Annotated in this window: 17 protein-coding genes and 1 tRNA gene; 16 read left to right on the plus strand and 2 right to left on the minus strand. The window is 63.5% G+C overall.

From position 1 onward, the window contains the following. The 12 genes from EH240_RS37775 to EH240_RS34770 all read left to right on the plus strand — a co-directional run. On the plus strand, positions 1-914 hold a 914-nt coding region (locus tag EH240_RS37775), incomplete at its 5' end, for a COG3904 family protein (protein WP_483466611.1). Between the two features lie 99 nt (positions 915-1,013). Beyond that, positions 1,014-1,499, plus strand: coding sequence for a group II truncated hemoglobin (locus tag EH240_RS34720; RefSeq protein ID WP_125006876.1), 486 nt, complete (start codon positions 1,014-1,016; stop codon positions 1,497-1,499). A 144-nt stretch (positions 1,500-1,643) separates the two neighbouring features. After that, positions 1,644-1,719 (plus strand) — tRNA-Trp (locus EH240_RS34725). A gap of 362 nt (positions 1,720-2,081) precedes the next feature. Next, the gene (secE, locus tag EH240_RS34730; protein WP_040974128.1) at positions 2,082-2,285 is read left to right on the plus strand and encodes a preprotein translocase subunit SecE; all 204 of its coding nucleotides are present in this window, start codon (positions 2,082-2,084) and stop codon (positions 2,283-2,285) included. Positions 2,286-2,313: 28 nt separating this feature from the next. Further along, on the plus strand, positions 2,314-2,841 hold the full coding sequence (gene nusG, locus EH240_RS34735) for a transcription termination/antitermination protein NusG (RefSeq protein ID WP_125006877.1): 528 nt from the start codon (positions 2,314-2,316) through the stop codon (positions 2,839-2,841). Positions 2,842-3,005: 164 nt separating this feature from the next. Next, complete coding sequence (gene rplK, locus EH240_RS34740) at positions 3,006-3,434, plus strand: 50S ribosomal protein L11 (RefSeq protein WP_095765524.1); 429 nt, start codon at positions 3,006-3,008, stop codon at positions 3,432-3,434. A gap of 4 nt (positions 3,435-3,438) precedes the next feature. Beyond that, positions 3,439-4,137, plus strand: a complete 699-nt coding sequence (gene rplA, locus EH240_RS34745) for a 50S ribosomal protein L1 (protein ID WP_125006878.1) — start codon at positions 3,439-3,441, stop codon at positions 4,135-4,137. 388 nt (positions 4,138-4,525) lie between these two features. After that, positions 4,526-5,044: a 50S ribosomal protein L10 gene (gene rplJ, locus EH240_RS34750; RefSeq protein WP_125006879.1), complete on the plus strand. Its 519-nt coding sequence runs from the start codon at positions 4,526-4,528 to the stop codon at positions 5,042-5,044. A 54-nt stretch (positions 5,045-5,098) separates the two neighbouring features. After that, the gene (gene rplL, locus EH240_RS34755) at positions 5,099-5,476 is read left to right on the plus strand and encodes a 50S ribosomal protein L7/L12 (RefSeq protein WP_125006880.1); all 378 of its coding nucleotides are present in this window, start codon (positions 5,099-5,101) and stop codon (positions 5,474-5,476) included. Between the two features lie 265 nt (positions 5,477-5,741). After that, positions 5,742-9,878, plus strand: coding sequence for a DNA-directed RNA polymerase subunit beta (gene rpoB / locus EH240_RS34760; RefSeq protein WP_125006881.1), 4,137 nt, complete (start codon positions 5,742-5,744; stop codon positions 9,876-9,878). Between the two features lie 129 nt (positions 9,879-10,007). Then, complete coding sequence (gene rpoC, locus EH240_RS34765; protein WP_125006882.1) at positions 10,008-14,204, plus strand: DNA-directed RNA polymerase subunit beta'; 4,197 nt, start codon at positions 10,008-10,010, stop codon at positions 14,202-14,204. 77 nt (positions 14,205-14,281) lie between these two features. Continuing rightward, a complete protein-coding gene (locus tag EH240_RS34770) occupies positions 14,282-14,947 on the plus strand; it encodes an O-methyltransferase (RefSeq protein ID WP_125006883.1) in 666 nt (221 codons plus the stop codon). Between the two features lie 18 nt (positions 14,948-14,965). On the opposite strand, the gene EH240_RS34775 is transcribed toward EH240_RS34770, so the two are convergent. Beyond that, a complete protein-coding gene (locus tag EH240_RS34775; protein ID WP_125006884.1) occupies positions 14,966-15,895 on the minus strand; it encodes a Gfo/Idh/MocA family protein in 930 nt (309 codons plus the stop codon). A gap of 97 nt (positions 15,896-15,992) precedes the next feature. Next, entirely contained in the window at positions 15,993-16,274 is a 282-nt protein-coding gene (locus EH240_RS34780) for a transcriptional regulator (protein WP_095813867.1), read from the minus strand. 463 nt (positions 16,275-16,737) lie between these two features. On the opposite strand from EH240_RS34780, the gene rpsL reads away from it, so the two are divergent. The 4 genes from rpsL to EH240_RS34805 all read left to right on the plus strand — a co-directional run. After that, complete coding sequence (gene rpsL, locus EH240_RS34790; RefSeq protein ID WP_006202128.1) at positions 16,738-17,109, plus strand: 30S ribosomal protein S12; 372 nt, start codon at positions 16,738-16,740, stop codon at positions 17,107-17,109. Positions 17,110-17,170: 61 nt separating this feature from the next. Next, positions 17,171-17,641, plus strand: coding sequence for a 30S ribosomal protein S7 (rpsG, locus tag EH240_RS34795; RefSeq protein ID WP_027170372.1), 471 nt, complete (start codon positions 17,171-17,173; stop codon positions 17,639-17,641). Positions 17,642-17,670: 29 nt separating this feature from the next. Beyond that, positions 17,671-19,761: an elongation factor G gene (fusA, locus tag EH240_RS34800; protein ID WP_125006886.1), complete on the plus strand. Its 2,091-nt coding sequence runs from the start codon at positions 17,671-17,673 to the stop codon at positions 19,759-19,761. A 101-nt stretch (positions 19,762-19,862) separates the two neighbouring features. Continuing rightward, a partial coding sequence (locus EH240_RS34805; RefSeq protein ID WP_032936484.1) for a GTP-binding protein occupies positions 19,863-19,955 on the plus strand: 93 nt, incomplete at its 3' end.

The following is a 19,955-nucleotide window of genomic DNA, read 5'->3' on the forward strand; positions in this document are numbered from 1 at the left end:
CGCCGGCAAGCGACATAAGGCAGATCGAGACCGATGACATGCTAGAGATGAAGCTCGTCACCAGCCTCGATTCCCTCGACCTGATGACCGAAGCAACCATATGTCGGCGCGATCCGGTGCCACCGAACTGCCGCGAGATGCCGGCCGGTCGCAACGCCAAGCCGGTCGAGGTGGCGACGGTCGCGGCCAAGCCGGCTTCCAGCCAGCCGACGGAGGCTGTGTCGGCGCCGAGGCAGGAACAGGAAATGCGCTTCGTCCTCGTCCGCGGCAGCAATCCGCTCTGCAATCCCGACTGCCCGGAATGGATTTCGGCGGAAGGGACGATTGTCGCCGGCACGCCCGACAGGCTGCGCGAGCTGCTTGGCACGGTCGGCGGGAGCAGGCTGCCCATCGTCGTCAACTCACCGGGCGGCGACATACAGGGCGCGCTCGACGCCGGCCGGCTGATCCGTGAGCGCAGGTTGGATGTCGCGGTAGCCCGGACTGATTTTCTCGATTGCGAACCCGGCGCCGTGGGGTGCGTCGCGAAGGACGGTCTCCATACCGGCCTCACCGTCGATGCAGGCGCCGCATGCGACGCGGCCTGCGCGGTGATGATTGCCGGCGGCGCCAGGCGCTTCGTTGGTGCCGATGCGCATTTCCTCGTGCACTCCATGGGCATGGAGGACAAGGTCAGGGCGTATCTCGAGGAGATGGCGATCGGCTCGGGCTTGTTCGTCGCGATGCAGTCGGCCCAATATGCAAAGCACAGGCAACTCAGTCGGGACGAATTGGCGGAGTTCGGGCTTACCACCGGCCGCCAGTCGGTGGACGCGCTCACGGGCGCCAACATCTGCAAATCGTCGCCCAAGCCCGACAACTGCCGGGTTCTGCCGTCCGCCAATGCCGAGGCCGAGACGCCAGCGAAGCTTTAGCGTCATTCAGCGCCGTTCCCGCACTGGCCAAGGAGGCAGGTTGAGCCGGATCCGGTCTTGCCGCTATCTTTGCGCGCTACCGATGAAGGAGGATCGGCGATGAGCGAGGATATCCCGACTTTGTTCGAATGGGCCGGCGGCAGCGAGGCGCTCAACCGCCTGACGCGGACCTTCTACGACAAGGTGGCCTTGGATCCGATTGTCGGTCCGGTGTTCAGGCACATGTCGCCGGACCATCCGGCGCACGTCGCCGCCTTCATCGGCGAGGTCTTCGGTGGGCCGAAGACCTACAGCGAGAACCATGGCGGCCACCGCGAGATGGTCATGCATCATCTCGGCAAGCATCTGACGGAGGAGCAGCGGCGGCGCTGGATCAATCTCCTGGCCGACGCGGCGGACGAGGTCGGCCTGCCCGACGACCCCGAATTCCGTTCCGCCTTCATGGGCTACGTCGAATGGGGATCGCGGCTGGCGAAGATGAATTCCATTCTCGGCGAGACCTGCGACCCGGAGACGGAGCCGATGCCCGCCTGGGGCTGGGGCGTGCCGGGCGGACCCTACAAGCCGCCGGCCGGAAAATCGTAGCCGTGGCGGATAAGCTGCGGATCGAAACCGTTTGCCGAAGCAGGAGAAAACCGGATTTACAGCAAAGGATATGAAACCGCCTCAGACTACTCTTTACAGAGCGCCCGGAAGCTTTTAGGAAGCGCCTGCGCTGAATGCGCACGTACGGGCATAGCTCAGTTGGTAGAGCGGCGGTCTCCAAAACCGCAGGTCGTAGGTTCGAGCCCTGCTGCCCGTGCCATTTCCCCAAGTGGCGGACTGAGGATCGGGGCGCTCCGCCGTTGAAAACCGGCGGGTGGCTTGCCATATAGGACAAACTGGGGCATAACGGCCCGCATAGCCGGGACGGAACGACTGGATGGTTCCGAGGCGGCGTTCGAACATAAAGCGGAACACTTGCCACTTGCGTGGATCAAGAATCGGTTTTATGTAGACTGAACAGACACGCGACGCGTGGAGCTGGGAAGCCGGCTTTACGCGTCTGATTTGCGTGGGCGAAATGGTGGCGCTGATTCGGGCGTCAGCGCGGAGCTCAGGCGGCACGTCCCGGCCAGCGGGATCATCCAGGAGACCCGGCCAACGGGTCTCGAAGACAGGCAGCACATGGCTTCGAAAACCACTAATCCTTTCACCTTTCTCCAGCAGGTTCGCGCGGAGACGGCCAAGGTGACATGGCCCTCGCGTCGCGAGACCATGATCTCCACGGTGATGGTTCTGGTGTTCGCGGTCATCGCCATGATCTTCTTCTTCGCCGCCGACATAGCCATGGGCTATGCGATCGAGTGGATTCTGGGCCTCGGACATTGAAGTTCGGCGATTACGGAGAGGTCGTGAAATGACTGCGCGGTGGTACATCGTCCACGCTTATTCGAACTTCGAGAAGAAGGTCGCCGAGGATATCGAGAACAAGGCCAAGCAGAAGGGCTTGTCCGGCGACATCGAGCAGATCGTGGTGCCGACAGAGAAGGTCGTCGAGATCCGCCGTGGCCGCAAGGTCGATGCCGAACGCAAGTTCTTCCCCGGCTATGTGCTCTTGAAGGCCAACCTGACGGATGCGGTGTTCTCGCTGGTCAAGAACACGCCGAAGGTCACCGGCTTCCTCGGCGACTCCAAGCCGGTGCCGATCACGGAAGCTGAAGCGCAGCGCATCCTGAACCAGGTGCAGGAAGGCGTCGAGCGGCCGAAGCCCTCGGTCACCTTCGAAATCGGCGAGGCGATCCGCGTCTCGGACGGTCCGTTCGCTTCGTTCAACGGCTTCGTCCAGGAAGTGGACGAGGAGCGGGCGCGCCTCAAGGTGGAAGTTTCGATCTTCGGGCGCGCGGTGCCCGTCGATCTCGAATTCGGACAGGTCGAAAAGGGCTGATCCGAAGATCCCTCGGCCGACAGGCGAAGGGGGGGGTCGGCGGCGCGAAGGAATGCGCTGCCATGAACGGGTGGGAGGCGAAAGTGGTTTAGCCGGCCGCTGGAGCCGCACCACCGGACTGCAACCGCCGGTGTTTCCCGGCATGAGAAAAGGCAGGAATAGAGATGGCTAAGAAAGTTGCAGGCCAGCTCAAGCTCCAGGTTGCCGCGGGCTCGGCCACGCCGTCGCCCCCGATCGGCCCGGCGCTTGGTCAGCGCGGCATCAACATCATGGAATTCTGCAAGGCGTTCAACGCGCAGACCCAGGAGCTGGAGAAGGGGTCGCCGATCCCGGTCGTCATCACCTACTACCAGGACAAGTCGTTCACCTTCGTCATGAAGACGCCCCCGGTGAGCTATTTCCTGAAGAAGGCTGCCAACCTGAAGTCGGGCTCCAAGGAGCCGGGCAAGGTCAAGGCCGGCACGATCTCGCGCGACAAGGTGCGCGCGATCGCCGAGCAGAAGATGAAGGACCTGAACGCAAACGACGTCGAAGCGGCCATGCGCATGGTCGAGGGCTCCGCCCGCTCGATGGGCCTGGAAGTGGTGGGCTAAGATCATGGCAAAGCTTGCAAAGCGTGTATCGAAGACCCGCGAAGGCATCGACCCGAACAAGGCCTATGCTCTTGGTGAGGCGCTGAAGCTGCTCAAGGAGCGGTCTTCGGTGAAGTTCGACGAGACGATCGAGGTGGCGATGAATCTCGGCGTCGATCCGCGCCATGCCGACCAGATGGTCCGCGGCGTGGTCAACCTGCCGAACGGCACCGGCCGCTCGGTGCGCGTTGCCGTGTTCGCGCGCGGCGACAAGGCCGAGGAAGCCAAGGCCGCCGGCGCCGATATCGTTGGCGCCGAGGATCTGGTCGACATCGTCCAGAAGGGCACGATCGACTTCGATCGCTGCATCGCCACCCCCGACATGATGCCGCTGGTCGGCCGTCTGGGTAAGGTGCTCGGCCCGCGCGGCATGATGCCGAACCCGAAGGTCGGCACCGTGACCGCCGATGTCGCGGCCGCCGTCAAAGCATCGAAGGGCGGCGCCGTCGAGTTCCGCGTCGAGAAGGCCGGCATCGTCCAGGCCGGCGTCGGCAAGGTCTCGTTCGACGTCAAGGCGCTGGAAGAGAACGTGCGGGCCTTCACCGATGCGGTGAACAGGGCAAAGCCCGCCGGCGCCAAGGGCAACTACGTCAAGAAGGTGTCGGTCACATCGACGATGGGCCCGGGCCTCAAGCTCGACATCGCGACGCTCGCCGCGTCGTAAGTGTCGCCCGACCGGCTTCGGGCCGGTCGCATAAGAATTCCGGACCGCCGATCCGTCGGCGGCCCGGTAACCCGGAGGCCGAAAGGCTTCCGGATATCCTGTCCGAGATTGCAGGCGGCCCAAACGCCTTAATTCATCTGGGCCTGCATGAGACGGGTGAAGACCCGACAAAGGAGCTAATGCTCCGATGAAAGGTTCGAACCGTGTTTGCCTTTTGTCTGCGCATCGTCCGGCTTGCCGGCGGTGTGGCGAAAGGGGGGCAGGATCCTCGAGCGTCGTTCGGGAGATCCGTTATTTGGATGGCCCGGCCGGCAAAAGGCAACCCGACTTCTATCCTCGTGAATGGGAATGTTCCCGTTAGCAGGATGGGGTCAACTGGAGATAGGCAGTGGACAGAGCGGAAAAACGCGAACTCGTCACGGGCCTGAACGATGCGTTCTCGAACGCGGGTTCAGTGGTCGTGGCCCACTATGCCGGTATCACCGTCGCGCAAATGAACGACCTTCGGTCGAAGATGCGCGCCGCCGGTGGCACCGTTAAAGTCGCGAAGAACCGTCTCGCCAAGATCGCTCTTCAGGGCACGGACTCCGCATCGATCATCGATCTGTTCAAGGGACAGACGCTGGTCGCCTATTCGGAGGATCCGATTGCGGCGCCGAAGGTCGCGTCCGATTTCGCCAAGGGGAATGACAAGCTGATCATTCTCGGTGGCGCCATGGGCTCGACCTCGCTCAACGCCGACGGTGTGAAGGCACTCGCCACACTTCCGTCGCTCGACGAGCTGCGCGCCAGGCTGGTTGGCATGATCGCCACGCCGGCAACCCGGATCGCCCAGATCGTCAATGCACCCGCGGCTTCGGTCGCGCGTGTCATCGGCGCTTACGCCCGGAAGGACGAGGCGGCATGAGGCCGTTCCTCGCTATCACAAACACTCGTTCGAACCTTATGAAGGAATATGCAAATGGCTGATCTGGCAAAGATCGTAGACGACCTTTCGAAGCTGACCGTCCTCGAGGCGGCCGAGCTGTCGAAGCTCCTGGAAGAGAAGTGGGGCGTTTCGGCCGCCGCTCCGGTGGCGGTTGCCGCTGCTGGCGGTGCTGCCGCTGCTGCTGCCCCGGTTGAAGAGAAGACGGAATTCGACGTCGTTCTCGCCGACGCCGGCGCCCAGAAAATCAACGTCATCAAGGAAGTCCGCGCCATCACCGGCCTTGGCCTCAAGGAAGCCAAGGACCTGGTCGAAGCGGCTCCGAAGCCGGTCAAGGAAGGCGTTTCCAAGGCCGACGCCGACAAGTTCAAGGCTCAGCTGGAAGCAGCTGGCGCCAAGGTCGAGCTGAAGTAAGCCTTATGGCTGAGGCGGGCGGCCTCGCGCCGTCCGCCCCTTCCTTGACGAAGGGAGGCTTCACAACGCGAGACGTTTGAAAACCTCTTTCCTGAGGGCCGGAAGCGGCCTTCAGGAAACGGGTTTTCTCCCGTTTTAGCCGGCAGCCGCCAAGCGATTGGCAAGGGCCGCCCGGAAAACAGACAGGGGCAGCCGGTGAGGCGGCCCGTTGGTGCAAGGCGAACCGCGGCGAGGTTCGCCCCGAGTTTTGAGCTAAGGAGCGACGATGGCCCAGACCCAGACTTTCAATGGCCGCAGACGCGTACGCAAGTTCTTCGGAAAGATCCCGGAAGTTGCGGAGATGCCGAACCTGATCGAGGTTCAGAAGGCATCCTATGACCAGTTCCTGATGGTGGACGAGCCCAAGGGCGGGCGTCCGGACGAGGGACTGCAGGCCGTTTTCAAGTCGGTCTTCCCGATCTCCGATTTTTCCGGCTCCTCGATGCTGGAATTCGTGAAGTATGAGTTCGAAGGACCGAAATTCGACGTTGACGAATGCCGTCAGCGCGACCTGACCTATGCCGCGCCGCTGAAGGTGACGCTGCGCCTCATCGTGTTCGATATCGACGAGGACACCGGCGCGAAGTCGATCAAGGACATCAAGGAGCAGGACGTCTACATGGGCGACATGCCGCTCATGACGTCGAACGGCACCTTCATCGTCAACGGCACCGAGCGCGTCATCGTCTCGCAGATGCACCGCTCGCCGGGCGTCTTCTTCGACCATGACAAGGGCAAGTCGCACTCGTCGGGCAAGCTTCTGTTTGCCGCGCGCGTCATTCCCTATCGCGGCTCGTGGCTCGACATAGAGTTCGATTCGAAGGACGTCGTGCACGCCCGCATCGATCGCCGCCGCAAGATTCCGGTGACGTCGCTGCTGATGGCGCTCGGCATGGACGGCGAGGAGATCCTGTCGACCTTCTACAACAAGATCACCTACAAGCGCGCCGGCGACCACTGGCGCATCCCGTTCAACGTCGATCGTTTCCGCGGCCTCAAGGCCGTCGGCGACCTGGTCGACGCGGACACGGGCGAGATCGTCGTCGAGGCCGGCAAGAAGATCACCGCCCGCCAGGCCCGCCAGCTCGGCGAGAAGGGTCTCAAGGCGATCAAGGCGACCGATGAGGACCTGCTCGGCAACTATCTGGCCGAGGACATCGTCAACTACGCCACCGGCGAGATCTTCCTCGAGGCCGGCGACGAGATCGACGACAAGACGCTGAAGGTGCTGCTCGGCACGGGCGAGGACGAGATCCAGATCCTCGACATCGACCACGTCAATGTCGGCGCCTACATCCGCAACACGCTCGCCGTCGACAAGAACGAGAGCCGCCAGGACGCGCTGTTCGACATCTACCGCGTCATGCGTCCGGGCGAGCCGCCGACGCTCGAGACCGCCGAAGCCATGTTCAACTCGCTGTTCTTTGACAGCGAGCGCTACGACCTGTCGGCCGTCGGCCGCGTCAAGATGAACATGCGCCTCGAGCTCAAGGCCGAGGACACCGTGCGCGTGCTGCGCAAGGAAGACATCCTGGCCGTGGTCAAGACGCTGGTGGAGCTGCGCGACGGCAAGGGCGAGATCGACGACATCGACAATCTCGGCAACCGCCGCGTGCGTTCGGTCGGCGAGCTGATGGAGAACCAGTACCGCGTCGGCCTGCTGCGCATGGAGCGCGCGATCAAGGAGCGCATGTCCTCGATCGAGATCGACACGGTCATGCCGCAGGACCTGATCAACGCCAAGCCGGCGGCCGCCGCCGTGCGCGAGTTCTTCGGCTCCTCGCAGCTGTCGCAGTTCATGGACCAGACCAACCCGCTGTCGGAGATCACCCACAAGCGCCGCCTGTCGGCGCTCGGGCCGGGCGGTCTGACCCGCGAGCGTGCCGGCTTCGAGGTGCGCGACGTGCACCCGACGCATTACGGCCGCATCTGCCCGATCGAGACGCCGGAAGGCCCGAATATCGGCCTGATCAACTCGCTCGCCACCTTCGCGCGAGTCAACAAGTACGGCTTCATCGAGAGCCCGTACCGCAAGATCGTCAACGGCAAGCTGACCAATGAAGTCGTCTATCTGTCGGCGATGGAAGAGGCCAAGCACCATGTCGCGCAGGCCAACGCCGAGCTCGACAAGCACGGCAGTTTCGTCGACGAGTTCGTCATCTGCCGCAACGCCGGCGAGGTGATGATGGCGCCGCGCGAGAACGTCGACCTGATGGACGTGTCGCCGAAGCAGATGGTGTCTGTGGCGGCGGCTCTCATCCCGTTCCTCGAGAACGACGACGCCAACCGCGCGCTGATGGGCTCCAACATGCAGCGCCAGGCCGTGCCGCTGGTGCGCGCCGAGGCGCCGTTCGTCGGCACCGGCATGGAGCCCGTCGTCGCCCGTGACTCGGGCGCCGCCATCGGCGCCCGTCGCGGCGGCGTGGTCGACCAGGTGGATGCCACCCGTATCGTCATCCGCGCGACGGAAGATCTCGACCCGGGCAAGTCCGGCGTCGACATCTACCGGCTGATGAAGTTCCAGCGTTCAAACCAGAACACCTGCATCAACCAGCGTCCGCTGGTGCGTGTCGGCGACCGGGTGAACAAGGGCGACATCATCGCCGACGGTCCGTCGACCGAGCTCGGCGATCTCGCGCTCGGCCGCAACGTGCTTGTCGCGTTCATGCCGTGGAACGGCTACAACTACGAGGACTCGATCCTGCTCTCCGAGCGCATCGTGGCCGACGACGTCTTCACCTCGATCCACATCGAGGAGTTCGAGGTCATGGCCCGCGATACCAAGCTTGGACCGGAGGAAATCACGCGCGACATTCCGAACGTTTCGGAAGAAGCGCTGAAGAACCTCGACGAGGCCGGCATCGTCTATATCGGCGCGGAAGTGCAGCCGGGCGACATCCTGGTCGGCAAGATCACGCCGAAGGGCGAAAGCCCGATGACGCCGGAAGAAAAGCTGCTGCGCGCCATCTTCGGCGAGAAGGCCTCGGACGTTCGCGACACCTCCATGCGCATGCCTCCGGGCACCTTCGGCACGGTCGTCGAAGTGCGTGTCTTCAACCGCCACGGCGTGGAGAAGGACGAGCGCGCCATGGCGATCGAGCGCGAGGAGATCGAGCGCCTGGCCAAGGACCGCGATGACGAGCAGGCGATCCTCGACCGCAACGTCTATTCGCGCCTGTCCGATATGCTCGTCGGCAAGGAAGCGATCGCCGGTCCGAAGGGCTTCAAGAAGGGCTCGAAGCTGTCGAAGGACACGCTCGACGAGTATCCTCGCTCGCAGTGGTGGCAGTTCGCCGTGGAGAACGAAAAGCTCCAGAGCGAGCTGGAAGCGCTGCGCGGCCAGTACGACGACTCCAAGAAGGCGCTCGAGCAGCGCTTCATGGACAAGGTCGAGAAAGTGCAGCGCGGCGACGAGATGCCTCCGGGCGTCATGAAGATGGTCAAGGTCTTCGTGGCGGTGAAGCGCAAGATGCAGCCGGGCGACAAGATGGCCGGCCGCCACGGCAACAAGGGTGTCGTGTCGCGCATCGTTCCGGTCGAGGACATGCCTTTCCTCGAGGACGGCACGCATGCCGATATCGTGCTCAACCCGCTGGGCGTGCCGAGCCGCATGAATGTCGGCCAGATCCTGGAAACGCATCTGGGCTGGGCCTGCGCAGGCATGGGCAGGAAGATCGGCGAGCTTATCGACGCCTACAAGGGTGGCGGCGACATCAAGCCGCTGCGCAAGACGCTGGAAAGCTTCATGCCGGCCAACGACCGCAACGAGCCGATCCGCGAGTATGACGACGAGAGCATCATTCGCCTGAGCGAGCAGATGCGCCGCGGCGTCTCCATCGCGACCCCGGTGTTCGACGGCGCGCACGAGGCCGACATCAACACCATGCTGGAGCAGGCTGGCCTGCACACCAGCGGTCAGTCGCAGCTCTATGACGGCCGCACCGGCGAGCCGTTCGATCGCAAGGTGACGATGGGCTACATCTATATGCTCAAGCTTCACCACCTGGTGGACGACAAGATCCACGCGCGCTCGATCGGTCCGTACTCGCTCGTCACCCAGCAGCCGCTGGGCGGCAAGGCGCAGTTCGGCGGCCAGCGCTTCGGCGAAATGGAGGTCTGGGCGCTCGAAGCTTACGGCGCCGCCTACACGCTGCAGGAAATGCTGACGGTGAAGTCGGACGACGTCGCCGGCCGCACCAAGGTCTACGAGGCAATCGTGCGTGGCGACGACACGTTCGAGGCCGGCATCCCCGAGAGCTTCAACGTCCTCGTCAAGGAAATGCGCTCTCTCGGCCTCAATGTCGAACTGGAGAACACCAAGCTCGACGAAGCCCCGGTCCGGCTGCCCGACGCCGCCGAATAAGGCAATGGCGCGCCGCCAAACCACGCGGCGCGCCCCACAAATTCTCGGCCGGTCAGGCCGGCCAGTCTGCGGGCATTCGGCCCGCGCTCGATGCAAGGGGTTTTCAAGAACCCCGAAAAGGAGAACGGCATGAACCAAGAGGTCATGAATCTCTTCAACCCCCAGGCGCCTGCGCAGGTGTTCGATTCCATCCGAATCTCGCTCGCCAGCCCTGAGAAGATTCTGTCCTGGTCGTTCGGCGAGATCAAAAAGCCGGAGACCATCAACTACCGCACCTTCAAGCCGGAGCGTGACGGTCTGTTCTGCGCGCGCATTTTTGGCCCGATCAAGGACTACGAGTGCCTGTGCGGCAAGTACAAGCGCATGAAGTACAAGGGCGTCATCTGCGAGAAGTGCGGCGTCGAAGTCACGCTGTCGCGCGTCCGCCGCGAGCGCATGGGCCATATCGAGCTCGCCGCGCCCGTCGCCCACATCTGGTTCCTGAAGTCGCTGCCCTCGCGCATCGGCACGCTGCTCGACATGACGCTGAAGGATATCGAGCGCGTCCTCTACTTTGAGAACTACATCGTCACCGAGCCCGGCCTCACCGCGCTGAAGGAGCACCAGCTGCTCAGTGAGGAAGAATACATGCTGGCCGTCGACGAGTATGGCGAGGATTCGTTCACCGCCATGATCGGTGCCGAGGCCATCCATGACCTTCTGGCCGGCATGGACCTGGAGAAGATCGCCGGCGACCTGCGCTCGGAGCTGGCTTCGACCACGTCCGAGCTCAAGCAGAAGAAGCTCTTGAAGCGGCTCAAGGTCGTCGAGAACTTCATGGAATCCGGCAACCGTCCGGAATGGATGATCATGAAGGTGGTTCCGGTGATCCCGCCGGACCTGCGTCCTCTGGTCCCGCTGGACGGCGGCCGCTTCGCCACGTCCGACCTCAACGATCTCTATCGCCGCGTCATCAACCGCAACAACCGCTTGAAGCGGCTGATCGAGCTGCGCGCGCCGGGCATCATCGTGCGCAACGAGAAGCGCATGCTGCAGGAGGCCGTCGACGCGCTCTTCGACAACGGCCGTCGCGGTCGCGTCATCACCGGCGCCAACAAGCGTCCGCTGAAGTCGCTGTCCGACATGCTGAAGGGCAAGCAGGGCCGGTTCCGCCAGAACCTGCTCGGCAAGCGCGTCGACTACTCCGGCCGTTCGGTCATCGTGACCGGTCCGGAGCTCAAGCTGCACCAGTGCGGCCTGCCGAAGAAGATGGCGCTCGAGCTGTTCAAGCCCTTCATCTACGCCCGCCTCGACGCCAAGGGCTTCTCCTCGACCGTCAAGCAGGCGAAGAAGCTGGTCGAGAAGGAGCGTCCGGAGGTTTGGGATATCCTCGACGAGGTCATCCGCGAGCATCCGGTGCTGTTGAACCGCGCGCCGACGCTGCACCGCCTCGGCATCCAGGCGTTCGAGCCGATCCTGATCGAGGGCAAGGCGATCCAGCTGCACCCGCTGGTCTGCACCGCCTTCAACGCCGACTTCGACGGCGACCAGATGGCGGTCCACGTGCCGCTGTCGCTGGAGGCCCAGCTCGAAGCCCGCGTGCTGATGATGTCGACCAACAACATCCTGCACCCGGCTTCCGGCGCGCCGATCATCGTGCCGTCGCAGGACATGGTTCTCGGTCTCTACTATCTGTCGATCGTCAACCAGAACGAGCCGGGCGAGGGTATGGTGTTCGCCGACATGGGCGAACTTCAGCACGCGCTGGAGACCAAGGCGGTGACGCTGCACGCCAAGATCAAGGGCCGCTTCCGCACTGTCGATGCCGAAGGCAAGGTCGTGTCGAAGATCTACGACACCACGCCTGGCCGCATGATCATCGGCGAGCTTCTGCCGAAGAACGTCAACGTGCCCTATGAGACCGCCAACCAGGAGATGACCAAGAAGAACATCTCCAAGATGATCGACACCGTCTACCGCCATTGCGGTCAGAAGGAGACGGTCATCTTCTGCGACCGCATCATGGCCCTCGGCTTCGCGCATGCCTGCCGCGCCGGCATCTCGTTCGGCAAGGACGACATGCTGATCCCGGACGCCAAGATCAAGCTGGTGTCCGAAACCGAGGCTTTGGCCAAGGAATACGAGCAGCAGTACAATGACGGGCTGATCACCCAGGGCGAGAAGTACAACAAGGTCGTCGACGCCTGGGCCAAGTGCTCGGAAAAGGTCGCCGACGAGATGATGGCCCGCATCAAGGCGGTGGAGTTCGAGGACAACGGCCGTCAGAAGCCGATGAACTCGATCTACATGATGTCGCATTCGGGTGCGCGCGGTTCGCCCACCCAGATGCGCCAGCTCGCCGGCATGCGCGGCCTGATGGCCAAGCCTTCGGGCGAGATCATCGAGACGCCGATCATCTCGAACTTCAAGGAAGGCCTCACGGTGCTCGAGTACTTCAACTCGACCCACGGCGCCCGCAAGGGTCTGGCCGACACCGCGCTCAAGACGGCGAACTCGGGTTACCTGACCCGCCGTCTGGTCGACGTGGCGCAGGACTGCATCGTCAATTCGCTGGATTGCGGCACCGACAAGGGCCTCACCATGCAGCCGATCGTCGATGCCGGTCAGGTCGTCGCCTCGGTCGGTCAGCGCGTGCTCGGCCGCACGGCGCTCGACGACATCAACCATCCGGTTACCGGCGAATTGCTGGTCAAGGCCGGCAAGCTGATGGACGAACGCGACGTGGAGCAGATCGAGAAGGCCGGTGTGCAGTCCGTGCGCATCCGCTCGGCGCTGACCTGCGAGATCAGGACCGGCGTCTGCGCGGTCTGCTACGGTCGCGATCTTGCCCGCGGCACGCCCGTCAACCAGGGCGAGGCCGTCGGCGTCATCGCGGCGCAGTCGATCGGCGAGCCGGGCACCCAGCTCACCATGCGCACCTTCCACATGGGCGGCACCGCGCAGGTGGTGGACAGCTCGTTCCTCGAAGCCTCCTATGAGGGCAAGGTCGAGATCCGCAACCGCAACGTGGTGCGCAACTCCGAGGGCCAGCAGATGGTCATGGGTCGCAACATGGCGGTTCTGATCCTCGACGAGGCCGGCAAGGAGCGCGCCACGCACCGCGTCACCTACGGGTCGCGCATCTTCGTGGACGACGGCGACAAGGTGAAGCGCGGCCAGCGCATCGCCGAGTGGGATCCTTACACCCGCCCGATCCTCACCGAAATCGAGGGCAGGGTGGCGTTCGAGGATCTGGTCGACGGCATCTCCGTTCAGGAGACGGCCGACGAATCGACCGGCATCACCAAGCGTGAGGTCATCGATTGGCGTTCGACGCCGCGCGGCAGCGACCTGAAGCCGGCGATCGTCGTGCAGGACGCCAAGGGCAAGGTGGGCAAGCTGTCGAAGGGCGGAGATGCACGCTTCCTGCTCTCGGTCGAGGCCATCCTCTCGGTCGAGCCGGGCGCGCATGTCCGTCCGGGCGACGTGCTGGCGCGTATCCCGATGGAAAGCGCCAAGACCAAGGACATCACCGGCGGTCTGCCGCGGGTGGCCGAACTGTTCGAGGCTCGCCGTCCGAAGGATCACGCCATCATCGCCGAGATCGATGGCACGGTCCGCTTCGGCCGCGACTACAAGAACAAGCGCCGCATCATCATCGAGCCGCACGATTCGACGCTCGAGCCGGTCGAGTACCTGATCCCGAAGGGCAAGCCGTTCCATCTGCAGGACGGCGACGTCATCGAGAAGGGCGACTACATCCTCGACGGCAACCCGGCGCCGCACGACATCCTGGCGATCAAGGGCGTGGAGGCGCTTGCGTCCTACCTCGTCAACGAGATCCAGGAGGTCTACCGCCTGCAGGGCGTGTCGATCAACGACAAGCACATCGAGGTGATCGTTCGCCAGATGCTGCAGAAGGTCGAGATCACCACGCAGGGCGACTCGACCTACATTCCAGGCGATCATGTCGACGTGATCGAGCTGGATGAGGTCAACGAGCGGCTGATCGAGGACGGCAAGAAGCCGGCCGAAGGCCAGCCGGTGCTGCTCGGCATCACCAAGGCCTCGCTGCAGACGCCGTCCTTCATCTCGGCCGCCTCCTTCCAGGAGACGACCAGGGTGCTGACCGAAGCTGCGGTTGCCGGCAAGACCGACATGCTGCAGGGCCTGAAGGAGAACGTCATCGTCGGCCGTCTGATCCCGGCCGGCACCGGCGGCACGATGAGCCAGATCCGGCGCATCGCCACTTCGCGCGACGAGCTCATCATCGACGAGCGCCGCAAGGCGTCCGGTGTCGAGGTCGCCGAGCCGATGCTGACCAACATGGTCAACGCCGCGCAGTAAGCGCGGATGGAATGAGAGAAGAAAAAAGGGGCCCCGCGTGGCCCCTTTTTGCATCCGGCTACGAAGGAGGAAAAACCATGAGCGCCAAGACCTGGACGGCCGTCGACGACTATATCGTTTCTTCTCTTTTCGATGCGGATCCAGCTCTTGACGCGGTGCTCGCGGCCAACCGCGAGCAAGGCCTGCCGGCAATCGACGTCTCCGCCGCGCAAGGCAAATTGCTCTCGCTTCTGGTGCGGATTCGCGGTGCGGAGAAGGTGCTCGAGATCGGCACGCTTGGCGGCTACTCGACCATCTGGATGGCGCGGGGCCTGCCTGCCGACGGCAAGGTCGTGACGCTGGAGCTCGATCCGCACCACGCCAAGGTCGCGCGCTCCAACTTCGAGCGGGCAGGGGTTTCGGATAAGGTCGATCTGCGGGTTGGTCCGGCGCTTCATTCGCTGGCCGAACTGAGCCGCGGAAACGCCGGTCCGTTCGACCTGATCTTCATCGACGCCGACAAGCCGAACAACCCGAATTATCTCACCTGGGCCACGCGGCTTGCGCGCTCCGGCACGGTCATCGTTTGCGACAACGTCATCCGCGACGGCGCCGTCGTGAAAAAGAACAGCGGCGATGCCAATGTCGAAGGCGCACGCGCGGCATTCTCCTTTATCGGCGGCGAGAAGCGGCTGGACGGCACGGCCATCCAGACCGTCGGCGCCAAGGGCTATGACGGCTTTGCGATTGCGATCGTGGACTGACGCGGCCGCGCCGTCCCGTCAATCGAAGAACGGCTCGACCACGTTGCGCTTGCCGAGCATGAAAGCGTCGGCGACATGCTGCAGCGGCGCGAGGTCGACGTCGGAGACGCCGGCGCGCACGATCTCGGCGAAGCGCTTGTAGAGCATCGGATATTCGGCTTCCGGCTCGTCATGGACGACTTTGCCGTCGATAGCGAGTTTTGCGCCGCCGCCCGAAAGCACCATCTTGCCCTTGTCGGTCTCGGCCAGGATGTCCCAGCTTTGCGGGCCGGTTTGCAGCCAGTCGAGCTCCATCGTCACCGGCAGTCCGTTCGAGGTACGGAAGACGACATGCGCCGCGACCGGCGAAGCGCGATTCTCGGGGAAATCGAGCACGGCCGAGGTGATGAACATCGGCGGCAGGATGTGGGTGGCGATCGACAGCGCGTTGATGCCGGGGTCGAACACACCGAAGCCGCCCGGCGCCCAGATCCATTCCTGGTTCGGGTGCCAGCGGCGCACGTCCTCCTTCCAGTTGATCGCGGCCGAGCTGATCCTGGCCGAGGCGAGGAAAGCGCGCGCGGCTTCGACCGCCGGCGCATAGCGCGAATGCCAGCTTGCGAAGAGCGAGACGCCGTTCTTCACGGCCAGCGCCTTCAGGTCCTCGACCTCGCTGACGGTGGCGCCCGGCGGCTTCTCCATGAAGACATGCTTCCTCGCTTCGAGCGCGGTGCGCGCGGCGTCGTAGCGGAACTGCGGCGGCATGCAGAGCGAGACGGCTTCCAGGCCGGACTCGGCCTCGAGCATCGCCTCGATCGTCGGATAGTTCGGGATGCCGTCGACCTTGCCATGGCGGCTGGCCGCGGCCGCAAGCTGATAGCTGCATTCCTTGGCAAGCGCCGGAAGGTGCTGGTCGCGGACGATCTTTCCCACGCCGACGATACCGAGCCTAATGGGGTTGTTGGTCATGGAAGCTCCGAGGGATTGTAAAAGGTAAGTGCTTTTAGGCAGGACAAAGGTGCCCGGCAAGCCGGACGCATCGCGATCTCGCGATCGCGTCCCGGGATCAGCTCGGCGCGTCGAAGGTGACGATCGAGACCTCGCCTTCCAGCGCTCCCTGATAGGCCGACAGATGCGGCTCCTCGTCGGGCGCGCCTTCCATGTCGCCGATCTGGTCGAGCTCGGCTTCGGCGAATCCTTCCGCCGCCAGCGATTCGAGCGCGCGGCGCACCGCAGAATCATCGTCAGGCGCGACCAGCATGACATGCACGCCTTCCGGCTTGCCGCCTTTTCGCCGCCACACCCGGCCGGTGATGATCGTGACCGGACGCTCTTCGTTGTCGTTCACGGGCTGATTCCTTTGGAAGAGGGGGCTTTTGCTCTTCATGTCGCCCTTTTTGCATGAAGCCTGGCGGGAAGACAGCCGAAAGCCGGTCACTTTCTTCCCCGTCCTTGAAAAAAGGCGCAAGAAAATTACATGCGTTTTTCGCATGGCTGCCAACCCTCGGATCGGGCGCAATATTTGCCGTTCCGGGGTTGACGGTTCGTAGGCTTGCGAGTAGAAGCCGCCCTGTCAGAACCGATGTGAGGCTCTCCTGTCCGAGGCGACGCGCCTTGGAGTTTGCCTCAAACAGGGTTCGTTTTACGAGCGAAAAGACATTTCCGGCGCGCATGAAGCGGCTTCCGCTTCCTCTGCAATTTGTTCGGGCAGGACCGCGAGGCGCGGTGTGTTGCCCGAATTTGCGTATGGAAATGACGCTTTGAGCGGCCCTGACAGGGCAAGACACGGAATTGAGAGACAAGAGGGTTTAATGCCTACCGTCAACCAGCTGATCCGCAAGCCGCGCCTGGCGCCGGTGAAGCGCAACAAGGTCCCGGCCATGCAGCAGAACCCGCAGAAGCGGGGCGTCTGCACGCGCGTCTACACCACGACGCCGAAGAAGCCGAACTCGGCGCTGCGCAAGGTGGCCAAGATCCGCCTGACCAATGGTTTCGAAGTGATCGGCTACATCCCCGGCGAAGGCCACAACCTTCAGGAACACTCGGTGGTCATGATCCGCGGCGGCCGCGTCAAGGATCTGCCGGGCGTCCGCTATCACATCATCCGCGGCGTGCTCGACACGCAGGGTGTGAAGAACCGCAAGCAGCGCCGTTCGAAATACGGTGCCAAGCGTCCGAAGTAAGGGTTTCCGGCTTCGGCGCTTTTTTGACTGCGCCGTGCCACGAGATTGAGAGACAAAAGCCATGTCCCGTCGTCACAGTGCAGAAAAGCGTGAGATCAATCCGGACCCCAAGTTCGGCGACCTGATCGTCACCAAGTTCATGAACGCCGTCATGTATGACGGCAAGAAGTCGGTTGCCGAGACCATCGTCTACGGCGCCCTGGACCAGGTCCAGGCCAAGACCAAGCAGGAGCCGGTCACCGTCTTCCATCAGGCGCTCGACAATGTCGCGCCGCATGTGGAAGTGCGCTCGCGCCGCGTCGGCGGCGCCACCTACCAGGTTCCGGTCGACGTGCGCCCCGAGCGCCGTCAGGCGCTGGCCATCCGCTGGCTGATCGCCGCGGCGCGCAACCGCAACGAGACCACGATGGTCGACCGCCTCTCGGGCGAGCTGATGGACGCGGCCAACAACCGCGGCACGGCCGTCAAGAAGCGTGAAGACACCCATAAGATGGCAGAAGCCAACCGCGCCTTCGCGCATTACCGCTGGTAAAGCGCGACCGAGACTGAGAGGCACCTCCCATGGCCCGCGAATATAAAATCGAAGACTACCGCAATTTCGGTATCATGGCGCATATCGACGCCGGCAAGACGACGACGACCGAGCGCGTCCTGTACTACACGGGCAAGTCGCACAAGATCGGCGAAGTCCATGACGGCGCTGCCACCATGGACTGGATGGAGCAGGAGCAGGAACGCGGCATCACCATCACCTCGGCCGCGACCACGACCTACTGGAAGGGTCGTGACGGCAAGATGCGCCGCTTCAACATCATCGACACCCCCGGACACGTCGACTTCACCATCGAGGTCGAGCGTTCGCTGCGCGTGCTCGACGGCGCCATCGCGCTGCTCGACGCCAATGCCGGCGTGGAGCCGCAGACCGAAACCGTGTGGCGCCAGGCCGACAAGTACCACGTGCCGCGCATGATCTTCTGCAACAAGATGGACAAGATCGGCGCCGACTTCTACCGCTCGGAAGAAATGATCGGCTCGCGCCTCGGCGCGCAGGCCGTCGTCATGCAGTTGCCGATCGGCGCCGAGACCGAGTTCAAGGGCGTCGTCGATCTCGTGGAGATGAACGCGCTCGTCTGGCGCGACGAGACCCTTGGCGCTGCCTGGGACGTCGTCGAGATCCCGGCCGACCTCAAAGAGAAGGCCGAGCAATACCGCGAGAAGATGATCGAGGCGGCCGTCGAGATGGACGAGACCGCGCTCGAGAACTACCTCGAAGGCAAGATGCCGTCGAATGACGAGATTCGCGCGCTGATCCGCAAGGGCACGATCGCGGTCAAGTTCTTCCCGATGTTCTGCGGCTCGGCCTTCAAGAACAAGGGCGTGCAGCCCCTGCTCGACGCCGTCGTCGAATACCTACCGTCGCCGATCGACGTGCCGGCCATCAAGGGCGTCGACGCCAAGACCGACGCCGAGATCGAGCGTCATGCGGACGATAACGAGCCGCTGTCGATGCTGGCGTTCAAGATCATGAACGACCCGTTCGTCGGTTCGCTGACCTTCGCCCGCATCTATTCGGGCAAGCTCACCAAGGGCACCTCGCTCGACAACACCGTCAAGGGTAAGAAGGAGCGCATCGGCCGTATGCTGCAGATGCATGCGAATTCGCGTGCCGACATCGAGGAGGCTTACGCCGGCGACATCGTGGCGCTTGCCGGCCTCAAGGACACGACCACCGGCGACACGCTGTGCGATCCGCTGCACCCGGTCATCCTGGAGCGCATGGAGTTCCCGGATCCGGTCATCCAGATCGCCATCGAGCCGAAGACCAAGAACGACCAGGAGAAGATGGGCCTCGCGCTGCATCGCCTGGCGGCCGAGGATCCGTCCTTCCGCGTCAAGACCGACGAGGAAAGCGGCCAGACCATCATCGCCGGCATGGGCGAATTGCATCTCGACATCATCGTCGACCGCATGCGCCGCGAGTTCAAGGTGGAAGCCAATGTCGGCGCTCCGCAGGTGGCCTACCGCGAGACCATCACCCGCACGCACGAGCAGGACTATACGCACAAGAAGCAGACCGGCGGTACCGGCCAGTTCGCCCGCGTCAAGATCGTGTTCGAGCCGAACACCGAGAGCGAAGAGTTCGTGTTCGGGTCCAAGATCGTCGGCGGCGCGGTGCCGAAGGAATACATCCCCGGCGTCGAGAAGGGCATCAACAGCGTCATGGGCTCCGGTCCGTTCGCCGGCTTCCCGATGATCGGCGTCAAGGCGACGCTGATCGACGGCGCCTTCCACGACGTCGACTCCTCGGTGCTGGCGTTCGAGATCGCTTCCCGTGCCTGCTTCAAGGAAGCCGCACCCCGGCTCGGCGTGCAGCTTCTGGAGCCGATCATGAAGGTCGAGGTCGTGACGCCGGAAGACTATGTCGGCGGCGTCATTGGCGACCTCAACGGCCGTCGCGGCCAGATCCAGGGCCAGGAAGCGCGTGGCGTGGCTGTTGTCATCAACGCCATGGTGCCGCTCGCCAACATGTTCAAGTACGTCGACAATCTGCGTTCGATGTCGCAGGGCCGCGCCCAGTACACGATGCAGTTCGACCACTACGAACCGGTCCCTACGGCGGTGGCCCAGGAAGTCCAGAAGAAATACGCGTGAGAATGCCTGTGCCACCGGAACCGCGGTTCTTGCGCGTTTCCGGTTCGGCTGGAGCGAATATCAATTTCCCCGAGCGGGATGAGTAAAGACGGAGAAATACAGTGGCAAAAGGTAAATTCGAGCGCACCAAGCCGCATGTGAACATTGGCACGATCGGCCACGTCGATCATGGCAAGACGTCGCTGACGGCGGCG

Origin of the sequence: Mesorhizobium tamadayense, assembly GCF_003863365.1 — a bacterium.
Taxonomy (GTDB): domain Bacteria; phylum Pseudomonadota; class Alphaproteobacteria; order Rhizobiales; family Rhizobiaceae; genus Mesorhizobium; species Mesorhizobium tamadayense.

Coding starts and splice junctions, on each gene's coding strand:
- rpsL (WP_006202128.1), top strand. CDS start 16,738: ATGCCTACCGTCAACCAGCTGATCCGCAAGCCGCGCCTGGCGCCGGTG.
- rpoB (WP_125006881.1), top strand. CDS start 5,742: ATGGCCCAGACCCAGACTTTCAATGGCCGCAGACGCGTACGCAAGTTC.
- nusG (WP_125006877.1), top strand. CDS start 2,314: ATGACTGCGCGGTGGTACATCGTCCACGCTTATTCGAACTTCGAGAAG.
- rpoC (WP_125006882.1), top strand. CDS start 10,008: ATGAACCAAGAGGTCATGAATCTCTTCAACCCCCAGGCGCCTGCGCAG.
- rplL (WP_125006880.1), top strand. CDS start 5,099: ATGGCTGATCTGGCAAAGATCGTAGACGACCTTTCGAAGCTGACCGTC.
- EH240_RS34775 (WP_125006884.1), bottom strand. CDS start 15,895: ATGACCAACAACCCCATTAGGCTCGGTATCGTCGGCGTGGGAAAGATC.
- rplK (WP_095765524.1), top strand. CDS start 3,006: ATGGCTAAGAAAGTTGCAGGCCAGCTCAAGCTCCAGGTTGCCGCGGGC.
- secE (WP_040974128.1), top strand. CDS start 2,082: ATGGCTTCGAAAACCACTAATCCTTTCACCTTTCTCCAGCAGGTTCGC.
- EH240_RS34720 (WP_125006876.1), top strand. CDS start 1,014: ATGAGCGAGGATATCCCGACTTTGTTCGAATGGGCCGGCGGCAGCGAG.
- fusA (WP_125006886.1), top strand. CDS start 17,671: ATGGCCCGCGAATATAAAATCGAAGACTACCGCAATTTCGGTATCATG.
- rplA (WP_125006878.1), top strand. CDS start 3,439: ATGGCAAAGCTTGCAAAGCGTGTATCGAAGACCCGCGAAGGCATCGAC.
- EH240_RS34770 (WP_125006883.1), top strand. CDS start 14,282: ATGAGCGCCAAGACCTGGACGGCCGTCGACGACTATATCGTTTCTTCT.
- rpsG (WP_027170372.1), top strand. CDS start 17,171: ATGTCCCGTCGTCACAGTGCAGAAAAGCGTGAGATCAATCCGGACCCC.